General features: G+C 37.3%; 20 protein-coding genes. 9 read left to right on the top strand and 11 right to left on the bottom strand.

Annotated features, from left to right (window positions below; all coding sequences use genetic code 11):
- Positions 1–20 precede the first annotated feature (20 nt).
- The 5 genes from chbG to BAQ46_RS15090 form a co-directional block, all read right to left on the bottom strand.
- Positions 21–725 (bottom strand): chitin disaccharide deacetylase, encoded by a 705-nt coding sequence (chbG, locus tag BAQ46_RS15110; RefSeq protein WP_071742112.1) that lies wholly within the window; start codon positions 723–725, stop codon positions 21–23.
- Positions 726–775: 50 nt separating this feature from the next.
- On the bottom strand, positions 776–2,101 hold the full coding sequence (celF, locus tag BAQ46_RS15105) for a 6-phospho-beta-glucosidase (RefSeq protein WP_000145757.1): 1,326 nt from the start codon (positions 2,099–2,101) through the stop codon (positions 776–778).
- Between the two features lie 3 nt (positions 2,102–2,104).
- The gene (locus tag BAQ46_RS15100; protein ID WP_000989050.1) at positions 2,105–2,428 is read right to left on the bottom strand and encodes a PTS lactose/cellobiose transporter subunit IIA; all 324 of its coding nucleotides are present in this window, start codon (positions 2,426–2,428) and stop codon (positions 2,105–2,107) included.
- Positions 2,429–2,611: 183 nt separating this feature from the next.
- The gene (celB, locus tag BAQ46_RS15095; RefSeq protein ID WP_061131818.1) at positions 2,612–3,919 is read right to left on the bottom strand and encodes a PTS cellobiose transporter subunit IIC; all 1,308 of its coding nucleotides are present in this window, start codon (positions 3,917–3,919) and stop codon (positions 2,612–2,614) included.
- Positions 3,920–3,935: 16 nt separating this feature from the next.
- Positions 3,936–4,238, bottom strand: coding sequence for a PTS sugar transporter subunit IIB (locus tag BAQ46_RS15090; RefSeq protein WP_001023567.1), 303 nt, complete (start codon positions 4,236–4,238; stop codon positions 3,936–3,938).
- A gap of 382 nt (positions 4,239–4,620) precedes the next feature.
- Between BAQ46_RS15090 and BAQ46_RS15085 the strand changes: the two genes are divergently transcribed.
- Both BAQ46_RS15085 and speD read left to right on the top strand, forming a co-directional pair.
- Complete coding sequence (locus tag BAQ46_RS15085; protein WP_071742111.1) at positions 4,621–5,703, top strand: polyamine aminopropyltransferase; 1,083 nt, start codon at positions 4,621–4,623, stop codon at positions 5,701–5,703.
- A gap of 27 nt (positions 5,704–5,730) precedes the next feature.
- Positions 5,731–6,102 (top strand): adenosylmethionine decarboxylase, encoded by a 372-nt coding sequence (gene speD, locus BAQ46_RS15080; protein WP_048557375.1) that lies wholly within the window; start codon positions 5,731–5,733, stop codon positions 6,100–6,102.
- Between the two features lie 109 nt (positions 6,103–6,211).
- Here the strand turns inward: speD and BAQ46_RS15075 are convergent, their stop codons facing one another.
- The 3 genes from BAQ46_RS15075 to BAQ46_RS15065 are packed head-to-tail and all read right to left on the bottom strand — an operon-like array spanning position 6,212 to position 8,157.
- A complete protein-coding gene (locus BAQ46_RS15075; protein WP_000379634.1) occupies positions 6,212–6,529 on the bottom strand; it encodes a PTS sugar transporter subunit IIA in 318 nt (105 codons plus the stop codon).
- 9 nt (positions 6,530–6,538) lie between these two features.
- Complete coding sequence (gene celB, locus BAQ46_RS15070) at positions 6,539–7,840, bottom strand: PTS cellobiose transporter subunit IIC (protein WP_000617774.1); 1,302 nt, start codon at positions 7,838–7,840, stop codon at positions 6,539–6,541.
- A gap of 14 nt (positions 7,841–7,854) precedes the next feature.
- Positions 7,855–8,157: a PTS sugar transporter subunit IIB gene (locus BAQ46_RS15065; RefSeq protein WP_071742110.1), complete on the bottom strand. Its 303-nt coding sequence runs from the start codon at positions 8,155–8,157 to the stop codon at positions 7,855–7,857.
- Positions 8,158–8,380: 223 nt separating this feature from the next.
- Here BAQ46_RS15065 and BAQ46_RS15060 point away from each other — a divergent pair, with 223 nt between their 5' ends.
- The 3 genes from BAQ46_RS15060 (at position 8,381) to BAQ46_RS15050 (ending at position 11,427) form a co-directional block, all read left to right on the top strand.
- Complete coding sequence (locus tag BAQ46_RS15060) at positions 8,381–9,598, top strand: dicarboxylate/amino acid:cation symporter (RefSeq protein WP_000649370.1); 1,218 nt, start codon at positions 8,381–8,383, stop codon at positions 9,596–9,598.
- A gap of 248 nt (positions 9,599–9,846) precedes the next feature.
- A complete protein-coding gene (locus tag BAQ46_RS15055) occupies positions 9,847–11,004 on the top strand; it encodes an acyltransferase (RefSeq protein WP_071742109.1) in 1,158 nt (385 codons plus the stop codon).
- A 42-nt stretch (positions 11,005–11,046) separates the two neighbouring features.
- On the top strand, positions 11,047–11,427 hold the full coding sequence (locus BAQ46_RS15050) for a VOC family protein (protein ID WP_000609839.1): 381 nt from the start codon (positions 11,047–11,049) through the stop codon (positions 11,425–11,427).
- A gap of 40 nt (positions 11,428–11,467) precedes the next feature.
- Here the strand turns inward: BAQ46_RS15050 and BAQ46_RS15045 are convergent, their stop codons facing one another.
- Entirely contained in the window at positions 11,468–13,468 is a 2,001-nt protein-coding gene (locus BAQ46_RS15045; protein WP_000676362.1) for a YhgE/Pip domain-containing protein, read from the bottom strand.
- 135 nt (positions 13,469–13,603) lie between these two features.
- On the opposite strand from BAQ46_RS15045, the gene BAQ46_RS15040 reads away from it, so the two are divergent.
- Positions 13,604–14,488, top strand: a complete 885-nt coding sequence (locus tag BAQ46_RS15040; protein ID WP_071742108.1) for a LysR family transcriptional regulator — start codon at positions 13,604–13,606, stop codon at positions 14,486–14,488.
- Between the two features lie 47 nt (positions 14,489–14,535).
- Here the strand turns inward: BAQ46_RS15040 and BAQ46_RS15035 are convergent, their stop codons facing one another.
- Both BAQ46_RS15035 and BAQ46_RS30675 read right to left on the bottom strand, forming a co-directional pair.
- Complete coding sequence (locus BAQ46_RS15035) at positions 14,536–15,621, bottom strand: hypothetical protein (protein WP_001231578.1); 1,086 nt, start codon at positions 15,619–15,621, stop codon at positions 14,536–14,538.
- Positions 15,622–15,712: 91 nt separating this feature from the next.
- Positions 15,713–15,862 (bottom strand): hypothetical protein, encoded by a 150-nt coding sequence (locus BAQ46_RS30675; RefSeq protein WP_000283184.1) that lies wholly within the window; start codon positions 15,860–15,862, stop codon positions 15,713–15,715.
- A 244-nt stretch (positions 15,863–16,106) separates the two neighbouring features.
- Here BAQ46_RS30675 and cydA point away from each other — a divergent pair, with 244 nt between their 5' ends.
- The 3 genes from cydA to BAQ46_RS15015 all read left to right on the top strand — a co-directional run bounded on the left by cydA (position 16,107) and on the right by BAQ46_RS15015 (position 20,228).
- Positions 16,107–17,462, top strand: a complete 1,356-nt coding sequence (gene cydA, locus BAQ46_RS15025) for a cytochrome ubiquinol oxidase subunit I (RefSeq protein WP_000381959.1) — start codon at positions 16,107–16,109, stop codon at positions 17,460–17,462.
- Positions 17,455–18,480: a cytochrome d ubiquinol oxidase subunit II gene (locus BAQ46_RS15020; RefSeq protein ID WP_000544181.1), complete on the top strand. Its 1,026-nt coding sequence runs from the start codon at positions 17,455–17,457 to the stop codon at positions 18,478–18,480. The genes cydA and BAQ46_RS15020 overlap by 8 nt, the downstream gene beginning before the upstream one ends.
- 389 nt (positions 18,481–18,869) lie before the next feature.
- The gene (locus tag BAQ46_RS15015; RefSeq protein WP_000021134.1) at positions 18,870–20,228 is read left to right on the top strand and encodes an arsenic transporter; all 1,359 of its coding nucleotides are present in this window, start codon (positions 18,870–18,872) and stop codon (positions 20,226–20,228) included.
- Positions 20,229–20,295 lie beyond the last annotated feature (67 nt).

The raw sequence follows: 20,295 nt of genomic DNA, 5'->3' as shown, positions 1-20,295 counted from the left end.
ATGTAGCCGTCTTTTTTCTATTAAAACTTTACAAGCTCTATTCCTTCAGGCAACTCACTCTCTGTTAAAATACGCAATTCTTTCACGCGATCCATTACGTAAGAAGAACGCTTCACAAGCTCTGGGTCAATATAAGCTGGATGAACCATAATTTCTACCGTTTGTTCACCTTGTACTCTTTCTTTTAACTTCACGAAGTAATCTTCCGTCACACCATCTGCGTAAAAATCACTGTAAAATACGTCAGAAAATGGGCGTACTGCTCGCTCTTCCTCACAACGACGGATCGGAACATTATATGTAGCCGCTAATCTCTCAAGAACATCGTGCAAAACCGGTAATCCGTGCACATGGTGATGACTATCTAAATGAGTTGGCGTTAATCCGTAAGATAAGAATTTCTCAATTTGAGCAGTCCATTCTCGCTCGACTTCCTCTGGATTTACTTTCCCTTCCCATACGATGCTTTGTTTATGAAACAATCCATCGCTACTTACAAGTGACGGTACATCTCCAAGAAGCGGTTTCCCTGCCGTTAATACGAGATGTACGCCTACCCCTAACGTTTTATACTCTTTTGCTAAGCGTACCGCATGCTCTGTTCCTGGCATATTCATCATCATCGTCGTTGAATTTACAAGTCCATTTATATGTCCATCAATAATGCCGTAATTTGTACCTTCTGTAAGACCGAAATCATCTGCATTTACAATTAACTTAATCATTGTAATACCTCCTAATAGGATAAAAAAAAGCGGGCTAAATAGCGCCGCTTTTATTTCTCTACCTTTTTGAAGAACTGCGGAAGATATTCTTTATGCGCTTCCAACATTTCATCTAAAATTTGTTTTGCCACTTTATCTGATGGTACAAGTGGGTTAATTGTCATAGCAAGCAGCGCTTTATGATAATCCCCTGTAACAGCAGCTTCAATTGTTGTGCGCTCGAATGATTTAATTTGTTGTACTAAACCGCGAACTGGTACCGGAAGATCTCCAACTGCAATTGGTTTTGGACCTTCTTTCGTAATAATACAGTTCACTTCAACAGCCGAATCATGTGGCAAGCTTGCAATTGTTCCGTTGTTTCGTGTATTAACAGGCTGGATATCACCTTTATTATTATAAATAGACGTAATTAAGCTACATGCTGCGTCACTATAATAAGCGCCTCCACGTTTTTCTAATTGTGGTGGTTTAATATCTAAATTCGGGTCTTTATATAACTCGAATAAATCATCTTCTAATTGTTTTACTACTTCTGCACGTGTACCTTTTTCAACCGAAGCTTCTTTCTCTTCTTCTAGCATTTCACGTGTTTTGTAGTAGTAACGATGGTATGGACATGGAATTGCACGAAGGCCGCGAATAAAGTCTGGCTCCCAGTTAAGCGCAGCGATATTTTCCATCGTAATTTGCTTTTCTGGATCTGTTACAAGTTCTAACACACGATCCATTACACTTACGCCATCCAAATATACATCTAGTCCGTATACCATATGGTTTAAACCTGCGAAGTCAACGTGTACACGACTTGCATCTACCTCAAGTAATCTCGCAAGGCCCATACGGATTCCGATTGGAACGTTACATAGACCAACTACTCTTTGAATATTTGTATAACGAAGAACAGCTTCTGTTACCATACCAGCTGGATTTGCAAAGTTAATTAACCATGCATTCGGACAAAGCTCCTCCATATCCTTACAAATATCTAAAATAACAGGAATCGTTCTCAATGCTTTGAATAAACCACCAGGACCATTCGTTTCCTGACCGATTACATCATATTTTAACGGGATTGCTTCATCTTTTGCGCGAGCTTCTAATAAACCTACGCGAAGCTGCGTCGTTACGAAGTCAGCATCTTTTAATGCTTCGCGACGATCAAGCGTTAAATGTACCTCAATTGGTAAACCAGATTTTTTTACCATACGTTTCGCTAAGTTACCAACGATTTCTAACTTTTCTTTTCCTGCCTCAATATCTACTAACCAAATTTCACGAACAGGAAGCTCATCATAACGTTTAATAAATCCTTCAATTAACTCTGGTGTATAACTAGATCCACCGCCGATTGTAGCAATTTTAATTCCAGTCATGCTTTATTCCCCTTTCGCTTCAAGCTTTTTATAAAGATCGATAAACTCTGCTGCTAATTCTTTTACTGTAATCGCATTCATTAAATGATCTTGTGCGTGAATTAAAAGAACACTAATCTCTGTTTTTTCTCCTCTTGCTTCTGATTGTATGAGCTCTGTCTGGAAATGATGCGCTTCATTAATCGCTTCTTTCGCCTTTACCATCGCTTCATCAGCCTCTGCCATTTTCCCCTGTTTGGCAAATTGAAGTGCCTCCATCGCAAAGCTTCGTGCATTACCACTATTTAAAATCAATTGGAATGGAATTTGTTCTGCTGTAGTCATCATAATTACCGCCCTCTCTATTATCGTTCAACCGACTTACATACCCCTTCAGTTTGAACATTTCTATTAAAATATTAATTTATGAATGATAGTTTGGTGTTCTTGTAGATGGATCTCATCTTTTTGAACATGATATAAAAGTTAGTTGTTCTGACGAGCTATAAAAACTCGTCAGAACAATACTTTTTAAAGTGATACTGAATTGTCATTTCCTTTTGTTTCAGCTTTTGCAGCTTGTACATAAGTACGGTCACACATTAATACAAATGGATAGTAAATTACTACCGCAATTGCAAAGTTCACTACTTGTAATGCTGCACCAGCAATGCTTCCGCCCGCTACAAGATAACCACTAAAGATTGGTGGCATTGTCCATGGAACTAAAGCAACTGTTTTTGGTACCCATCCTAAAGAGATTGCTGTATAAGAAGTAATAACTAATACCACTGGTGTAAGTACAAATGGAATAATTAATGCTGGATTTAATACAATTGGTGTACCGAAAATAACTGGTTCGTTAATATTGAAGAAACCAGGTCCGATAGATACGCGACCTACACCGCGAAGCTGCGCACTTTTTGCAACAAGCATTACTGCAACTAAGAATGCTAATGTTGCGCCAGATCCACCAATGTACACGTATACATCAAAGAATGGCTTTGTGAAAATATGCGGTACATCATATGCAGACATACCACCATCAAATAGTTTCATGTTTTTTTCTAACGCTGGCAAATAGATTGGGTCAATAATACCCCCAATAATATTCGGACCATGTAATCCGAAGAACCATAATACGTGAATAAGCAACGCTATAATAATGGCACTTGGCAATGTACCTGCTAAACCTTGTAATGGTACTTGAATTGTTTCAAATACGAATTTATGAATACTTGTTCCTGCTAATTTTACTGCTAATTGAATGCCTGCTGTTACGATTAAAATAACGAATGCTGGAACTAATGCTGCAAATGATTTCATTACTGCTGGTGGAACACCATCAGGCATTTTAATTGTAATATCTCTTTGAACAAAGAATCTAAATGCCTCAGTTACAAGAAGAGCCACTATGATAGAAACGAATAGACCTTGTGCCCCTGTCCAAGCTAAATCAATACCACCTTCTTTTGGCGTTGTCGGAGAAATAATAATTAATGCACCGAATGTAATAATTGCTGCTGACAACGCATCTACGCCGTAAGATTTTGCTAAATTATAACTGATTCCAACTGCGACTATGAGGGCAAGTATAGCAAAGGAACCAGTCCACATACCGCCACCGACGTCTTTCCAAACTTCCCCGAATGCACCTTTCATAAATTTTTGGAATGCATCCACTGGTAAGTTATTAATAAGTACTGCAAATGATCCAACTAAAATAAGAGGCATAACTGCGATAAATCCATCACGGATCGCAACTAAGTGGCGCTGCGATCCAATTCTACCTGCGATAGGAACTAAATATTTCTCCATAAATGCAATAAACTTTTGCATTTCGCTTCCCCCCTAATTATTTTTTTAGTGTTAATGCGTGATCTAAAACTGCTTCTCCATTCATCATGCCGTAGTGCATTGGATTGATAACGTCGATTCCAACGTTTTTCTCATCAGCAAGCGTTTTCATTGAAGACAGCATGTAACGAACTTGTGGTCCTAGTAATAATACATCTGCTTGATCGATATTTGTTTTTACTGCATCCCCAGATACAGCCCAAATCTTTCCTTCTAGACCGCGAGCTTTTGCAGCCGCTTCCATTTTTGTAACTAGTAAACTTGTAGACATCCCTGCTGAGCAACATAATAAAATATTCATTTGAAAATCCCCCTTGTGTAGTATAAAAAATTTATATTTTATTTATTTTTCTTTACGCTATTTATTAATGCAATTAGCGTGCCAACTTTTTAAAACCACTAAAATCAGCACTTTTTCGACTATTTTCTTTGTGTGTTAACGCTTTCAATTAGTGTGTCGATCAAAAAACACACAGTGTGTTATAAAACAACACGCTTTTAACACATAACTGTATGAAAATAGATTAGTGTTTAGTTGTCTAGTTGTGTTTAAAACAAAAAAAACACTAAAAAATTTTTTAGCGTGAAAATCTATTAAAAAAACTCCTCTATCTATTGTCCAAGCAAACTCTACTAAATCACATAGAATAGAGTAAAGTAACACAATTCGAAAGGGGATTCCTATGCCAAAACATAGAAAACAAAGCAAAATAAAGATTTATAGAATAATAAGCTATAAAAAAGACAAACGTTCTGAATTAGACTCTAACAAATTTGAACTAGAACAGCAGGAAATAGAAAATAAGCAGGACAAACAGGATAAACAGGACAAGCAAGCACAAACGGAAAATGTAGTCATAGTACCCACGGATTCACACAACCTAGATATATGGGATGAAATTTCTTTAAAAGAAATACAAGCTGGTGAACATACAAGTTTATTGAATGAAAAAAGCAATTATCAAAATATTCATTTGCTACAAGTAAGCGATATCCGTTTATATTTGGACAAGCAATTACAATTTAGTTCCGTTGATGAACAAATTTATCATGAAGCTCTTGTGCATCCAATTATGTCAAAAGTAATTGATCCAAAACGTGTTCTCATATTAGGTGGTGGCGATGGCCTTGCCCTGCGAGAAGTTTTGAAATATGAAACTGTGCTACATGTAGACCTTGTTGATTTAGATGAGGCAATGATTAATATGGCACGTAATGTTCCAGAAATAGTATCTTTAAACAACAATTCATTTTTGGATAGTCGCGTGAATGTGCACGTATGTGATGCGAAAGAATTTCTAAATTCTCCTTCATCCTTATACGATGTAATTATTATTGATTTTCCTGATCCAGCAACAGAGATTTTAAGTACTTTATATACAAGCGAACTTTTTGCTCGGATAGCTACATTCTTAACAGAAGGCGGAGCATTCGTCTGCCAATCTAATTCACCAGCTGATGCACCTCTAGTATATTGGAGTATCGGTAACACAATTGAACATGCGGGATTAACTGTGAAAAGTTATCATACAATCGTTCCGTCTTTCGGAACTGACTGGGGATTTCATATTGCCGCTAATTCTGCCTATGTACTCGATCAAATTGAGCAATTATATGTAGTGCCAACACCTCGAACATTACCTTCTCTTCTTTCTCCTTTATTTCAATTTAGAGAAGAACATTTAGAACAACGTAATCTCGCTCTTTTAAACTCAGAATCGAATCTTGTCCTACATCAATGTTACAAACAGGAAATGGAATTTTAACAACATTATAGTAAGGAGCGCTACCTTATGGAATATTCTACTTTCGGTAAGCATATAATAGTAGATTTATGGGGAGTGGATTTTTCCCTATTAGATGATATTTACTTTTTAGAACATCATTTAGTTCACGCTGCTGATCAATCTGGTGCCCACGTTTTAAACGTAAGTACAAAAGAATTTCATCCGCATGGCGTTACTGTTTTAGTTTTACTATCAGAAAGCCACCTTTCTATTCACACTTATCCAGAAAAAAACTTTGCAGCCATCGACTGTTATACGTGCGGTACAACCGTTGAACCGCAAATAGCAATTGATTATATCGTAAGTATATTGAAACCAAATGAGATGCATATAAAAAAGCTAATCCGTGGTATAGGGGAGATTGTTACTGTCGATTAAATATCACTCTTACTCATTTGTAAGAAGGAGGATTGTAAATACCATCAGTGGAACACATATTCCACTGATGGTACAGACACATACATAAAAAACCTTGCATACGCAAGGTTCATTCAGCTACCGACATCTTCTTATATAATTCTACAAATTCACTCGCTAATTCCTTCACCGTAATTGCATTCATTAAATGATCTTGTGCGTGCACCATCAGAAGGGTAACTTCGGTCTTTTCACCACCAGCTTCTTTCTGTATGAGATCCGTTTGTACACGGTGTGCCTCTTTTAATTCCTCTAACGCTTCTTGTAATTTCGCTTCTGCTTCTGTAAACTCTCCACGCTTCGCGCAATCAATTGCTTCCATTGAACAACTTCTCGCATTTCCCCCATGCAAGATTAAGTGAAAGGCCTTCGTTTCTATCGTATCCATTTTAGTTCTTTACTCCCCCTTTTCTTCCGCCACTTTTTGTTTATCCCATATTTTTAAGAACGGTAAATAAATGAAGAATGCAAGCGCAAAGTTAACAAGTTGTAAAACAACACCTGAAATTTTCCCACCTGATCCTAAATATCCACTAAATAGAATTGGTGTCGTCCAAGGAACAGCAGCACCGCTCGGACGAGCAACTAATCCCCATTCCATTGCAAAGTAAGAAACAATTGTTAACACAACTGGAACCAATATAAATGGAATTAATAAAATTGGATTCATGACAATCGGCATCCCAAAAGTTACCATCTCATTAATATTAAATATACCAGGCGCAATTGACAATCTACCTATACTTTTTAATTGCTGACTTCGGGCAAATAATAACATTCCTACAACTAAAGCAAGCGTTGCACCAGATCCGCCCATATAAATCCATAAATCAAAAAACTGTGCAGTAATCGTATTTGGTATATCTTGCCCTGCTTGGTAAGCAATTCGGTTTTGATCCATTAACGACAACCAAACGGGACTCATTACACCACCAACAATAGTAGCTCCATGAATTCCACATGACCAAAGAACATGAACGAGAATAACAGCTATTATTGCGCCCCAAAGACTAGCACCAAGTACACTAAGTGGTTCCTGTAAAATTTGCCCTACAATATTATGGATACTGCCAAAAGAAGTATTTTCTATAATTAAGCGTAAAAGCCAAATAACCGTTACAACAATAAATCCTGGAACAAGCGCGGCAAATGAACGTGTCACAGCTGGCGGAACTGTCTCTGGCATCTTTATAATTATCTTTTTTTGTACAATAAACCGATAAAGTTCAGTAGATATAAGTGCAATAATCATTGCTACAAATAACCCTTGGCTTCCCATTAATACAGCTGGGATAGCACCTTCTACAAGTACACTCTCTTTTGTACTTGGTATAATATATGCAACTTGAAATGGTGTCGCAAGTAAAAACGTCACAAGCGACAATGCCCCGGATGCTAAAGCGTCCACTTTATAATATTCTCCAAGTCTGTAAGCGATTCCAAAAACAGCTATTAAAGCCATTATATTAAAAGTTGCACTAACTGGATACCCCAAAGCCCTCTGCCAATTCTCCCCAAACAAACCTGCCATAAAATCATTATAACCTGGTATTGGTAAAGCACTAATGATGAGGAAAAATGATCCTATAATTAAGAATGGCATCGTCAATACAAGTCCATCACGAATTGCTAGCAAATGCCTCTGCTCTGCAACCTTTCCTGCTACCGGCATTACATATTTCTCTAAAAACCGTATCATCTATCCCACTCTCCTCATGGTTTCATTGACAAAGCTGCTTGCAAGATAGCTTCCCCATTACAAAGTCCGTAATGAACGGATTGAATGACATCAACAGGTACCCCTTTCTCCTTACATAATTCCTTCATTTTCGGTAATAAATAACGTACTTGTGGCCCAAGTAAAAGTACATCGGCTTTATCAATATGGCTATTTACTTCAGAACCTGATACAGCCCAAATCTTTACCTCTATTCCTCTTTCCTCTGCTGCTTTCTCCATTTTAGTAACAATCAAACTGGAAGACATTCCCGCTGCACAGCAAAGCAAAATATTCATCTCGCTTCCCTCCCCCTTCTTCTCAACCTAAATGATGGCGCATCCCTTACCACAACTAGGTTACAAATATATATGTCTAGATTTCCTGCTGTATGCCGAGCTTAAAAACAAAAATTTCTCGGTTTTCACGCTATTCCATCTATCCGTATTCTCCTAGTAAAGAGGACTTTAACTCGCTATAATAATTCAGTATGATTTTTTTAATTGATAGGAGGATATATTTATGAAGGCATATCGCTTTCCACTTATTTTATTATCTTCTATCCTAATTGGTGGTTTCATTGGTTATTTCATGGGTGCCGATGCAGTTGCTTTAAAGCCGCTTGGTGACATTTTCTTAAACTTAATGTTTACGATTGTTGTACCGTTAGTGTTCTTTAGCATCGCGTCATCTATTGCTAATATGGATGGATTAAAACGTTTCGGTAAAATTATGTCTAGTATGGCTGGGACTTTCTTATTTACAAGTATTTTAGCTGCTATTTTTATGATTATTGTCGTGAAAGTATTCCCGCCAGCACAAGGTGTTGTATTAGAACTAACCCAACCTGACAAAGCTGAAAAAGCAGTTAGTGTTGCAGATCAAATCGTCGGTATTCTAACAGTATCTGACTTCTCGAAGTTACTATCTCGTGAAAATATGTTAGCTCTTATTTTCTTCTCTATTTTAATGGGGATTGCAACTTCAGCAGTTGGTGAAAAAGGAAAACCATTCGCTACATTCTTACAAGCTGGTGCAGAAATTTCAATGAAAGTCGTATCTTTCATTATGTACTACGCTCCAATCGGACTTGCTGCTTACTTCGCAGCATTAGTTGGTGAATTCGGACCACAGCTTCTTGGAACTTACTTCCGAGCAGCAATGGTATACTATCCAGCGTCTCTTATTTACTTCTTTGTATTCTTTACGTTCTATGCATACCTTGCAGGTCGCAAGCAAGGTGTACAAGTATTTTGGAAGAACATGGTCTCTCCTACAGTTACATCTCTTGCAACTTGTAGTAGTGCCGCAAGTATTCCAGCGAACTTAGAAGCAACGAAGAAAATGGGTATCTCTTCTGACGTTCGTGAAACAGTTGTCCTTCTTGGATCTACACTTCATAAAGACGGCTCTGTTTTAGGCGGCGTATTAAAAATTGCTTTCTTATTCGGTATTTTCAACATGGAATTCGAAGGACCGAAAACATTAGCAATCGCACTTGTTGTTTCTCTATTAGTAGGAACAGTAATGGGCGCTATTCCAGGCGGCGGTATGATTGGTGAAATGTTAATCGTTTCTTTATATGGCTTCCCGCCAGAAGCATTGCCAATTATCGCAGCAATCAGTACAATCATTGATCCTCCTGCAACGATGTTAAACGTAACAGCAGATAACGCTTGTGCCGTAATGACAGCTCGCCTTGTAGAAGGTAAGAACTGGATCAAAAACAAATTTGCTTAATAGTTAGAAAGAGGATGCTCGTTTTGAGCATCCTCTTTTTGTCGTTATTTGTTGATAAGTCGATATCCCTTGTCGAAACGTCGATATATTGAAAAAATCGTTGATATATTTGAAGTTATGAACGATATATCCGAAAAATCGTCGATATAATCTATTCCGCCACAAATTTGTTAAAATCTTCACAAATATTCCACATCCATTATTCATTCTCCGTACTATAATCATGTATGGAAAAGGAGATGGACCTAATGACACAAAGCGCACCTGAATTTAAAGTTCTGCAAAGCATTGCATTTCTTGCTGTCGTTTTGCAAAGTTCGTTATTATATACAATGAATCAAGGAAATGTCTTACTTGAGCAATCCCTCATTATGGGCATGCTATTTAACCTTGCAAAATTTTCAGCACCTGCATTCATATTTATCGTCGGCTTCCACTTAATTCGTCACTATACAAAGCAATTAGTATACAAAGAATATATTTCTGAAAAAGCCGCACATTTACTCATTCCTTATCTCTTCTGGTCTATTCTTTACTTATTAACAACAAACGATATGATTACACTACAAAGCGGAATAAAAAGTTTATTACTCGGAACAGCCGCACCTCACCTTTGGTACGTGATTATGATGTTCCAAATTCACCTATTGTTCCCTTTGCTGTGCACACTATTTTATTGGTTTCAAAAACGAACAGAAAATAAAAAAGACATATATAAATATATGACTATCTTTGCTTGTTTATATTTCCTCTTAATGTGGTATTCTTCGCACTACATTTTTAATGGAGAGAAATTGACTAGCTCAACAATTTTACATTATACAGACCGTTCCTTCTTCTTCTACTCGTTCTATTTCGTCATGGGAGGAATCGCTGCTGTAGCACTAAAAACGTGGCGTACATTTGTTATGAAACATATCCCGCTTATCACAATATTATTTTTCGTCTTATTTTTATTCATCAATTATGAGTTATTTAGTTTTTACGGAGCAAACTCTATTCATTTAACCGTTTCGACTTATTTAAAACCGTCTATGTTTTTATATATCGTATGCGAAATTATCATACTTTACGTGCTTTCTATTACAATCGTACAGAGACGCGGTTTCTTATATAAAGCTTTACGATTTATCGGGAATTACACATATGGTGCTTATTTAGCTCACTTTTTCTTCTTGCAACTATGTACAAAGTTTCTTTCTCTATTCACACTGCAAGAAAACACAATATTATATAGCCTATTATTATTTACAATAACAGCCACAATCTCGATTTCAGCAATGGTCATATGCAGTGCACTACCATTTCATACATGGATTACAGGACCTTCTCCTAGGGCAAATATGAGATGGGCGAAGATTGTACTTCGGAAAAATCACGAAAAGGTATTCAAACCATATCTTTGATATAATAGAATTCCATACACGAAAAGAAAGTAGGACACACCTATGATTAATCAAATTGGACAAATTATGTTATATGTAAATAATCAAGATGAAGCCATGCAATTTTGGACTGAGACAGTAGGATTCCAAATTATTGCGGAAGAAAATAACGGACAAGGTTTTCGCTGGATTGAAATTGCACCGTCAAAAGAAGCAGGAACAAGCATCGTTCTTCACGATAAAGAGTTAATTGCAAAGATGCAACCTGAATTAAACTTAGGTACTCCTTCACTTATGTTCTTCTCTAACAACTTAGATCAACTATATAAAGATCTTTCTGAGAAAAACGTTACTGTTGGACAAGTTGTAGATTTACCTACTGGCAGAGCTTTTAACTTTGCTGATAATGAAAACAATTACTTTGCGGTAATGGAACGCAAATAAAAAAGAAGCTATCCGAAAAAGTCGGATAGCTTCTTTCATTTTAAGAAACTTGTTCTGCATTCGTTTCCCTATGTTGTATATGGCTCGTGATCCAAGCAATTCCACCAGCAACAACGAGATAGCATAACAATATTAAAATTTGCATTTGTAATTGCGACCAATCTCCTAAAGAAATCACATCTTGCAATCCTCTAAGAGAATGGGACATTGGGAGAAATTGTCCAATCTTGCTAAGAACAGCTATATTTAATTCTCCTGGGAAAGTCCCACCGCTCGTCGCTAATTGCAAGACGAGAAGCGTTACCGCTAAGAACTTTCCAACAAGACCAAATACCGTTACTAACATAAGAATAAACGTCATGAACGTAAAGGAAATAACGATACTTGATAAAACAAAGAGTGGCACACTTGCAACTTCTAATTTCATAACTCCTAGCACAACTACATCTACAAGCAATGCTTGAATAAGTCCAATTACATATACTAAGCCTAATTTGTTAATAAAATGTACTGTTCCACTTACTTTCATATTTTGTCTACGGCCAAGCGGTAAAATATTCGACGCCATAATTCCGCCAACATAAAATGCAAGTGATAAGAAATATGGTGCAATACCTGAACCGTAATTAGGCACGTCAGAAACTGTTGACTTCACTAATTGAACTGGCTCTGAGAACATCGTATTGCGTGCATCATCATTGCGAACATCCGCTATCTTCTCTGCGCCCTCTCCCAATTTCGTAGAAAGTTCTTTCGCACCATCGTCAAGTTTAACAAGTCCGTTCGTTAACTGATCAGCACCATGATTCAGCTCTGTTCCCCCGCTCGCAAGTTGATTTACACCTTCTTGTAATGATGTAAACCCAGTTCCCCATTTCGTAAATCCACTAGCTAAATTTGTAGCACCATCTGCTATCTTTTTCGTTCCAGCAGTAGCTTCATTTAACTTAACTCCGAATGTATTCATACCTTCTTCAACCTTATGCTGACCATCTGCAAGCTTCTGTGCACCTTGTGTCAATTGTTTCTGACTATTATTTAAAGTGTTTGTTGCTTGAGCTAATCCATTAGAAGTAGCGATAATCTTTTGAAAAGCAGGGTCTTGCTGCACCTCTGGATGACTTTTCACGTACTCTTCTAATTGTTGTTTTACACTATTTGCTGCATTGTCCGCTTTCACTTGCCCGTCAGCAAGTTTCTCACTTCCGTTCACCCATTCATTTGTACCAGCACTTAATTCACTAACCCCTGATTGTAAGTTTTTTTCACCTTGTGCTAATAACTCCATACCACTATGAAGGGATTTTGCCCCTTCACTCAGCTCATTCGCTCCATCAGTTAAAGCTGATTGACTAGAAGCAAGTTTTTCACTTCCCTCTTTCACTTTTGATGTCCCGTCACTTAAACGATGAATACCATCTGCAAGCTGATTTGCCCCATTTCTTGCATCTGTCGTTCCTTCATGTAACTTCCCAGCACCATTACTTGCATCACTCAACCCTTGTGCTAAGTCTTGAAACTTTGAAAAGACACCTTCTGTATAAGATTTCGTAATACTATTTGAAATTTTTGTTTTCATATTTTCAACAGCTGTCGTTCCAATTTGCGCTGCTACAAAGTTTTTACCCGGATTTACTTTGTACTGCAATTGTGCTGGTTCTGGTTTTTCATCCATAAGTGTACTTACCTTTTTAGAGAAATCGGCTGGAATCGTAACAACCATATAATACTTATCTTCTTTTAGCCCTTCCTCAGCATTTTTTTCTGATACGAAATGAAAAGCCAGTTCCTTATTCTCTTTTAAATTTTTTACAAAATCGTCTCCTGCATGAATTGTTTTCTCATCCATTGCAGCACCCTTATCTAAATTTACAATCGCAACAGGTAATTTATCTAATTTTCCGTATGGATCCCAATATCCAGCTAAAAAGAACCCTGAATAAATTAAAGGAACGATTAACAAAAAAATTAAAGCGATACGCCCATGTTTATGGTGCCACATCGCTTTCCAATCTTTAAATACAAGTTGAATTCCTTTCATGAAACATACTCCTTCTCCGAATTTCACACCATTAGAATGGTTTAACAGATTTACTATACACGTCCATTTCCATACTGTATAATACATCTTTAATTATCAATCCATTCCTTTTGGTCTATAGAAAGGAGAGTCAAAATGGAACTTCTTCAACTAAAATACTTTCAAACAGTTGCACGATTAGAGCATATGACAAAAGCCGCTGAAGAATTGCATATCGCACAGCCTTCGCTCAGCAAAACAATTGCTAGATTAGAAAAGGACTTGGGCGTTCCGTTATTTGACCGCCAAGGGCGACAAATTACATTAAACTCTTTCGGGAAAGTATTTTTAAAACGAGTAGAGCGCATTTTTCATGAATTAAGTGAAGGCGAACGAGAAATTAAAAATTTAGCTGACTTACAACAAAGCTCTATTACGTTGGCTGTTTCTATTCCAAGAATATTACCCGAACTAATTGGTTCTTTTTTACTAGAACATCCTAACGTTCGATTCCAACAATTTCTCGCATCTACTCCTTCTATGAAACGACAACTAGATAATATAGAAATTGACTTTTGCATTTCTTCTGTGCCAATTGAAGGCGAAGAGATTATTTGGGAACCACTTATTACAGAAGAAATTTTCTTAGTCGTCCCTTCAGGGCACCGTTTATCAGAACGTGAAAGTGTATATTTGCATGAAGTAAAAGACGAACCGTTCATTAGTATGAACACTGGTTACGGATTTCGGCACTTAACAGATGAATTTTGTAAAGAAGCTGGCTTCACTCCACATATTGCTTTTGAAGTAGATGAACCAACCGTGATTAGCGACCTGATTAAGCAAGGCCTCGGCATCGCCTTTGTCCCAAGTTTAACTTTATTAAAAAACTCTACTTTAGCATTAAATAAGTTACGTATTATTGAACCAAATTGTGAGCGAACGATTGGGTTAAGCTGGTCAAAAAAACGTTACTTATCGAAAACTGCTCAGAAATTCCGTGAATTCGTAATTGATTACTTCTCCAATATTAGGACTTAAAATGATATTAAACAATAAAAGATGCCATCCCCATAGGGTGGCACCTTTTATTTTTCACTCTTCTCTAATTCTATTTCAGCTAAAAGCGGCAAAACATTATCAAAAATATGCGTATTGTTATTTTCGCCTGTTACATATCCACCGTAGTATCTACTAAATACGTTGTCATTTCGGAATGTGGCCATATGATCATATAATTCCTTTGCGAAATTTGTATCACCTGTTTGTAGTACGTACAAAATCGTTAATCCGTAAGCGGCTGGCGATTCATAATTCACAGTTTGTTTTCCCGTTTCTAAATTGTAACGACCGTATAGCTTTCCATCCTCCTGGAATTTCTTCTTTATAAATTCCAAATAAGCATCTGATGAAAGACCACCTAAACTACGATGATATGCAACGTATGATTGGTCAATCAGATTCACTTCTTTGTCGTACGTAAATGTACCATCTGCTTTATACTCTTTCGGGAATGCCCATCCATGCCTTGGATAATCCGCTAAAAATTGAACGACTTCCTCATATTGCTGAGCAGAAACTTTTCCATACTTTTTCATATAGGAGAATGCATGCGGATTTACATATGACGTTGTTGCAAAATCATTTTGTTTCCTTGCATCTGCATCATAATAATCAACATAATAATTATCTTTCTTATTATAACGAATTACAGCATCACTCAATTGATCTGCCAAGTTTTTATAGCGCTCTTCCTTGTACATTTCATAAGCGCGATATAACTGTTCTATAATACGAAGATCATCAATAAGTGCATTTGTAGCTGACTGCATTTCTCCCTTTTCAGAGATTTTCCATAAAACAATTTGGTTCTTATGTACAAAGTTATTTTGAATAACCTTAACTTGTTCATCGAATAACGCTTGATCGTCTTTATCGAGTGTATATTGCAGCCATAGTCCTGCTGATTCCGATAAAGCTTCACGGCCTTTCGCTTCACCAGTACCTGCTTTTGTATCCTCTAAACGATATGTAGCAAGCGTCCCATTTTCATTCACCATATGTCTTAAAATAAAATGTTCCGTACGGTTTCCTTGCAAAGCTGACCAAAATACAATTCCACCTAAAGCGATTAAAAGAATAACGCCAATCACTATATATATACGTTTCCGCAAACTTTTCACCTCCCTAGTAAGGCTATCCTTAATTTTACCAGAACATACGTAAATGTAAAAAAGACAATCTAATAGATTGTCTCCCGTTCCTTTATCCCTCACAAGCCTCTTTAGAAGGTCTATATAGCGATTCTACGAGTCGATCATACTCACTACGCGTAATCTCTTTATTATACAGCTTCAATAATAAATCTCTATGCTCTTTTGAAAATGCCATCTTTTTAATGACTTCAGGATACATAAAACATCCTCTCCATTTCACATAAACTTCTTCACTCCAAAAACAGAACTTATGTTCGCATAAAAGATTATAAAATATTCCTCACTAAAAAACAAACAAAATATTAACTTCTTTCTATTTAGAATATTCAAACATTATATTACCATATCCACTTTTTAAATACATATATATTTTTGGTAGTTTTTTTGAATAAATCTTCCAATTCAATCAGAAAATAATGGCAAAAAAGAAGAGGAGTTTACATATGGATACGGTAACATTAGCAAGAGCATTTTTCGGTTCTTCACTAGCATTCCACATTATCTTCGCAACACTTGGTGTCGGACTTTCATTAATGATTTTTATAAGTGAAATACTCTATCACTGGAAGAAAGATTCCGACTACGCCATTATGGCGAAAAGATGGACAAAGGCTTTTGCCATCCTTCTCGGTGTAGCAATTCCAACTGGAACAATCGTTGGTGTGCAAATCTCACTGCTTTGGCCTGGTTTTGCCAAAATTGTTGGGCAGGTTATTTCTGTTCCCTTTCAAATTGAGATTTTCGCCTTCTTTTTAGAGGCTTTGTTCATGTCCATTTATGTATATGCAGCTGACAAACTACCTCCATTCATGAGATTAATCTCGCTATTCTTCGTCATGATTGGTGCCACGGCATCCGCCGTGCTTATTACATCGGCAAATACATGGATGAATACACCCGCGGGCTTTTCAATGGGACCAGATGGATCAGTTTTTAACGTTGATCCGTGGAAAGCTTTCTTTAATCCGAGTTTTGGCACGAGCGCATTCCACGTTGTGATTACAGCCTACGCAACTGGAGCTGCCGTCATTGCCTCTATCGCCGGATTTAAATTATTAAAGAAGAATGTAAGTGAACGTGAAGTGGCATATCATAAAAAAGGACTACTGTTAGGACTCGTCGTGACATTTATTACAGGCGCTACGATGTGGCTTTCGGGACACGAATCGGCAATTGCTTTACATAAGCATTCCCCTGAAAAACTGGCATCTGCTGAAGCTTTATTTGAAACGACATCACATGCACCGTTATCAATTGGCGGCGTTGTAGATCCTAACACACTTGAACTAAACTATGCACTAGAAATTCCGAACATGCTTAGCCTACTAGTAGGACTAGACCCTAACACTGTCGTAAAAGGACTAAAGGAATTTCCACAAGAAACATGGCCACCATTTTACACGCATACACTGTTCAATTTAATGGTTGGCACTGCTGCCTTTACCTTTGCAGTTGCAGCAATTGCCCTCTTATATTGGTACTTTGTTTACCGAAAAAAAGAAACAGAGCTACCGAAGTGGCTTCTTTGGGGAGCTGCCGCATGTGGACCAGTTATGATGCTCGGCATTGAATTTGGGTGGATTTTCAGCTGTAGCGGTCGTCAGCCATGGACCATTTACGGTATGCAACGTACAGTCGACGCTTCTACACGCGCTGATTTTGTCGGTCCTTTATTTATTCTATTCATCATTTTATATATTGGACTCGGTATTTTAACAGTTTTTGTACTACGGACATTCTTTAAGAAACATCCGCTTACAAATGATTTACATCACGAAGGAGGCGATTCTCGTGCATGAGGAAAGTATTGCAATCATCATCTTATGGGCTCTTATTTTCGTATACAGTATATTAGGGTCCATCGATTTTGGAGCAGGTTTTTGGGGCATGGTATACGCAAAACATCCAACGCTAGCTGCCAAGCTTGCCAACCGATACTTATCACCGACTTGGGAAGTAACAAATACATTTCTCGTCTTTGTCGTTGTCGCTTTTCTTGGCTTCTTTCCGAAAGCCGCTTTTACCCTAGCAACGGTAATGTTCGTACCCGTTATGTTAATTCTAGTACTCGTGGCAATTCGCAGTACATTTATGGTATTTGCTTATTCCCTGCCGAAGTACCAACACCTTCTTCGTATTATTTCAGGTATTACAGGACTCTTAATTCCAGCCCTATTAATTACCGTTTTACCTGTTACAGAAGGTGCCTATATTACAATGTCTGAAGGAAAAGAAGTACTCCTATATGGAAAACTTCTTTCTAGTCCTGTTATTTATTGTTATATGCTCTTCGGACTAACTTCGGAACTATTTCTTTCCTCTCTCTTTCTTGCTGATTTTGCGAGAGAACAAGGTTCAGAAGATGCATATAGAATTTATAGAAGAAACGCGATTATCCTTGGTCCTGCAACGCTCGTTACGGCGATTATTGCCCTCGTTGTAATGGATCCGGAAACACACTGGCTTATGCAAGGGCTAATAAAGCAATTCACATGGTTTACAGTTTCTATCGTTTTATTCATTATCGGATACTCTTCTCTTTGGTGGACAAACAAGAAGTATGACACACTAGGATACCCTCGCATCGCTGTTTTAGCAGTCGTCGCTCAATATGCATTTGCAAGTTATGCTTACGGCGTTGCGCATTTACCGTATATTATTTATCCTGATGTAACTGTATTTACAAGCTTTACAACGGTCGAAACATTCTATGCATTGCTTATTCTATATGCAATTGGGATTGCAATTTTATTACCAGGATTTATTTTCTTCTGGAATTTATTCTTGAAGGATCGAACTTTTTTGAAGGAAAAATAATATTGTAGGGCCTGTTCCAAAAGGTATTTTGGGGTGGGCTCCTTTTGTCATGTTTTGTCGATAAGTCGATATAATTTAAAAATCGCTGATATATTTTGAGTTGCGCCGATATATTTCAATAATCGCTGATATATTTTGAGTTGCGCCGATATATCTCCATAATCGCCCATATAAATTTCATTTACTATCTTACTGCCCCCTTAATTTCTAGACTCCTCTCACAATAGTTATTTCACTAAGAGAGATACTTGTCCCATAACTTGAAAAACACATATTTATTGCACTCCGTTATACGTCTAGTTCTTCTTATTTTTTGCTGAATATACTACCAATACAAACCTTAAGACAAGCTACATTACTTTAAGGAAAAGTAGAAAGGTAGGTAAAATATGAGCATTGAAATATGGATTACTATTATTGTATTCTTCTTAACAATGATTGTTATCTTTTGGCGACCTCGTGGTTTAAATGAGGCGTGGCCGGCAGCAATTGGCGCTGGCATTATCCTGATTACTGGACTTGTATCAAAACCAGACGTCATGGACATTATTAGTAAAATTGGCGGTGCCTCCATAACAATATTAGCGACCATCGTTATGGCGGTTATATTAGAAAGCTTCGGCTTCTTCCACTGGTCCGCAGCGAAACTTGCAAACCTAGCAAAAGGCTCCGGGCGCCGCTTATACTGGTATATTCAATTATTATGTTTTCTTATGACTCTTTTATTTAATAACGACGGTAGTATTTTAATTACAACGCCAATTTTAATTCTTCTCCTAAAAAATCTTCAATTAAAACCGCATCAACAAATCCCTTATTTATTAAGCGGTGCTTTAATCGCTACTGCATCTAGTGCACCAATTGGTGTAAGTAATATCGTAAACTTAATCGCATTAAATATCGTGAATATGACTCTTTATATGCATACTGCTATGATGTTTGTACCTGCAACATTAGGACTATTGTTTATGTCATGGCTTATGTATACGGTTTTGAAGAAAAAACTTCCGAAAAAATTGCCTGTTTCTTCATATGATATTGAAGAAATATTCTTCACGAAAAACTTTCATCCGTTAAAAGGAAAAAATTCAGTTGATACGAAACAAAAACGGACAAGGTTCATGCTAAAAGTATTAGGCTTCGTCTTCCTTATGCGCTGTCTTCTATTCGTTGCATCCTTCTTATCCATCCCAATCGAGATTGTTGCCGTACTCGGTTCACTCGTTCTTCTTATTTGGAGATGGTACTACTTACGAACGAACCCTGTCGACATTTTGAAAAAGACACCTTGGCACATTTTGATTTTTGCTTTCTCTATGTATGTCATTATTTACGGGCTCCACAACGCAGGATTAACAGCAGCGCTTGTCCAATGGCTTGAACCAGTTGTAAGTCAACATCTGCTTTATGCTAGCTTTGCAATGGGTGGACTCGTTTCTCTCCTCTCCAATGTCTTCAATAATCACCCTGCACTTATGATTGGGACCATTACGTTAACAGAAATGGGATTAGATCCAGTCACATTAAAAACTATCTATCTCGCAAATATCATTGGTAGTGACATCGGTTCACTATTATTACCAATCGGTACGCTAGCTTCTCTCATTTGGATGTATATCCTGAAACAAAACAAAATTAAAGTAAAATGGAAAGACTATTTAAGTGTATCCCTTATCGTTATTCCACTCACAACAGTCGTTACATTATTCCTCTTATTCTACTGGGTACATCTCTTCTTCGCCTTATAAAGTGAAACTTTAATCAGCCCTAACTAATCGGGCTTTTACGGGCAGTTGCCCCCCACCTAACTTCTTT

Source organism: Bacillus paranthracis, from assembly GCF_001883995.1.
In the GTDB taxonomy this organism is placed as follows: Bacteria; Bacillota; Bacilli; order Bacillales; family Bacillaceae_G; genus Bacillus_A; species Bacillus_A paranthracis.
Note: the sequence above shows the minus strand (reverse complement) of the source record. Positions and strands in the feature narration are given on the sequence as shown.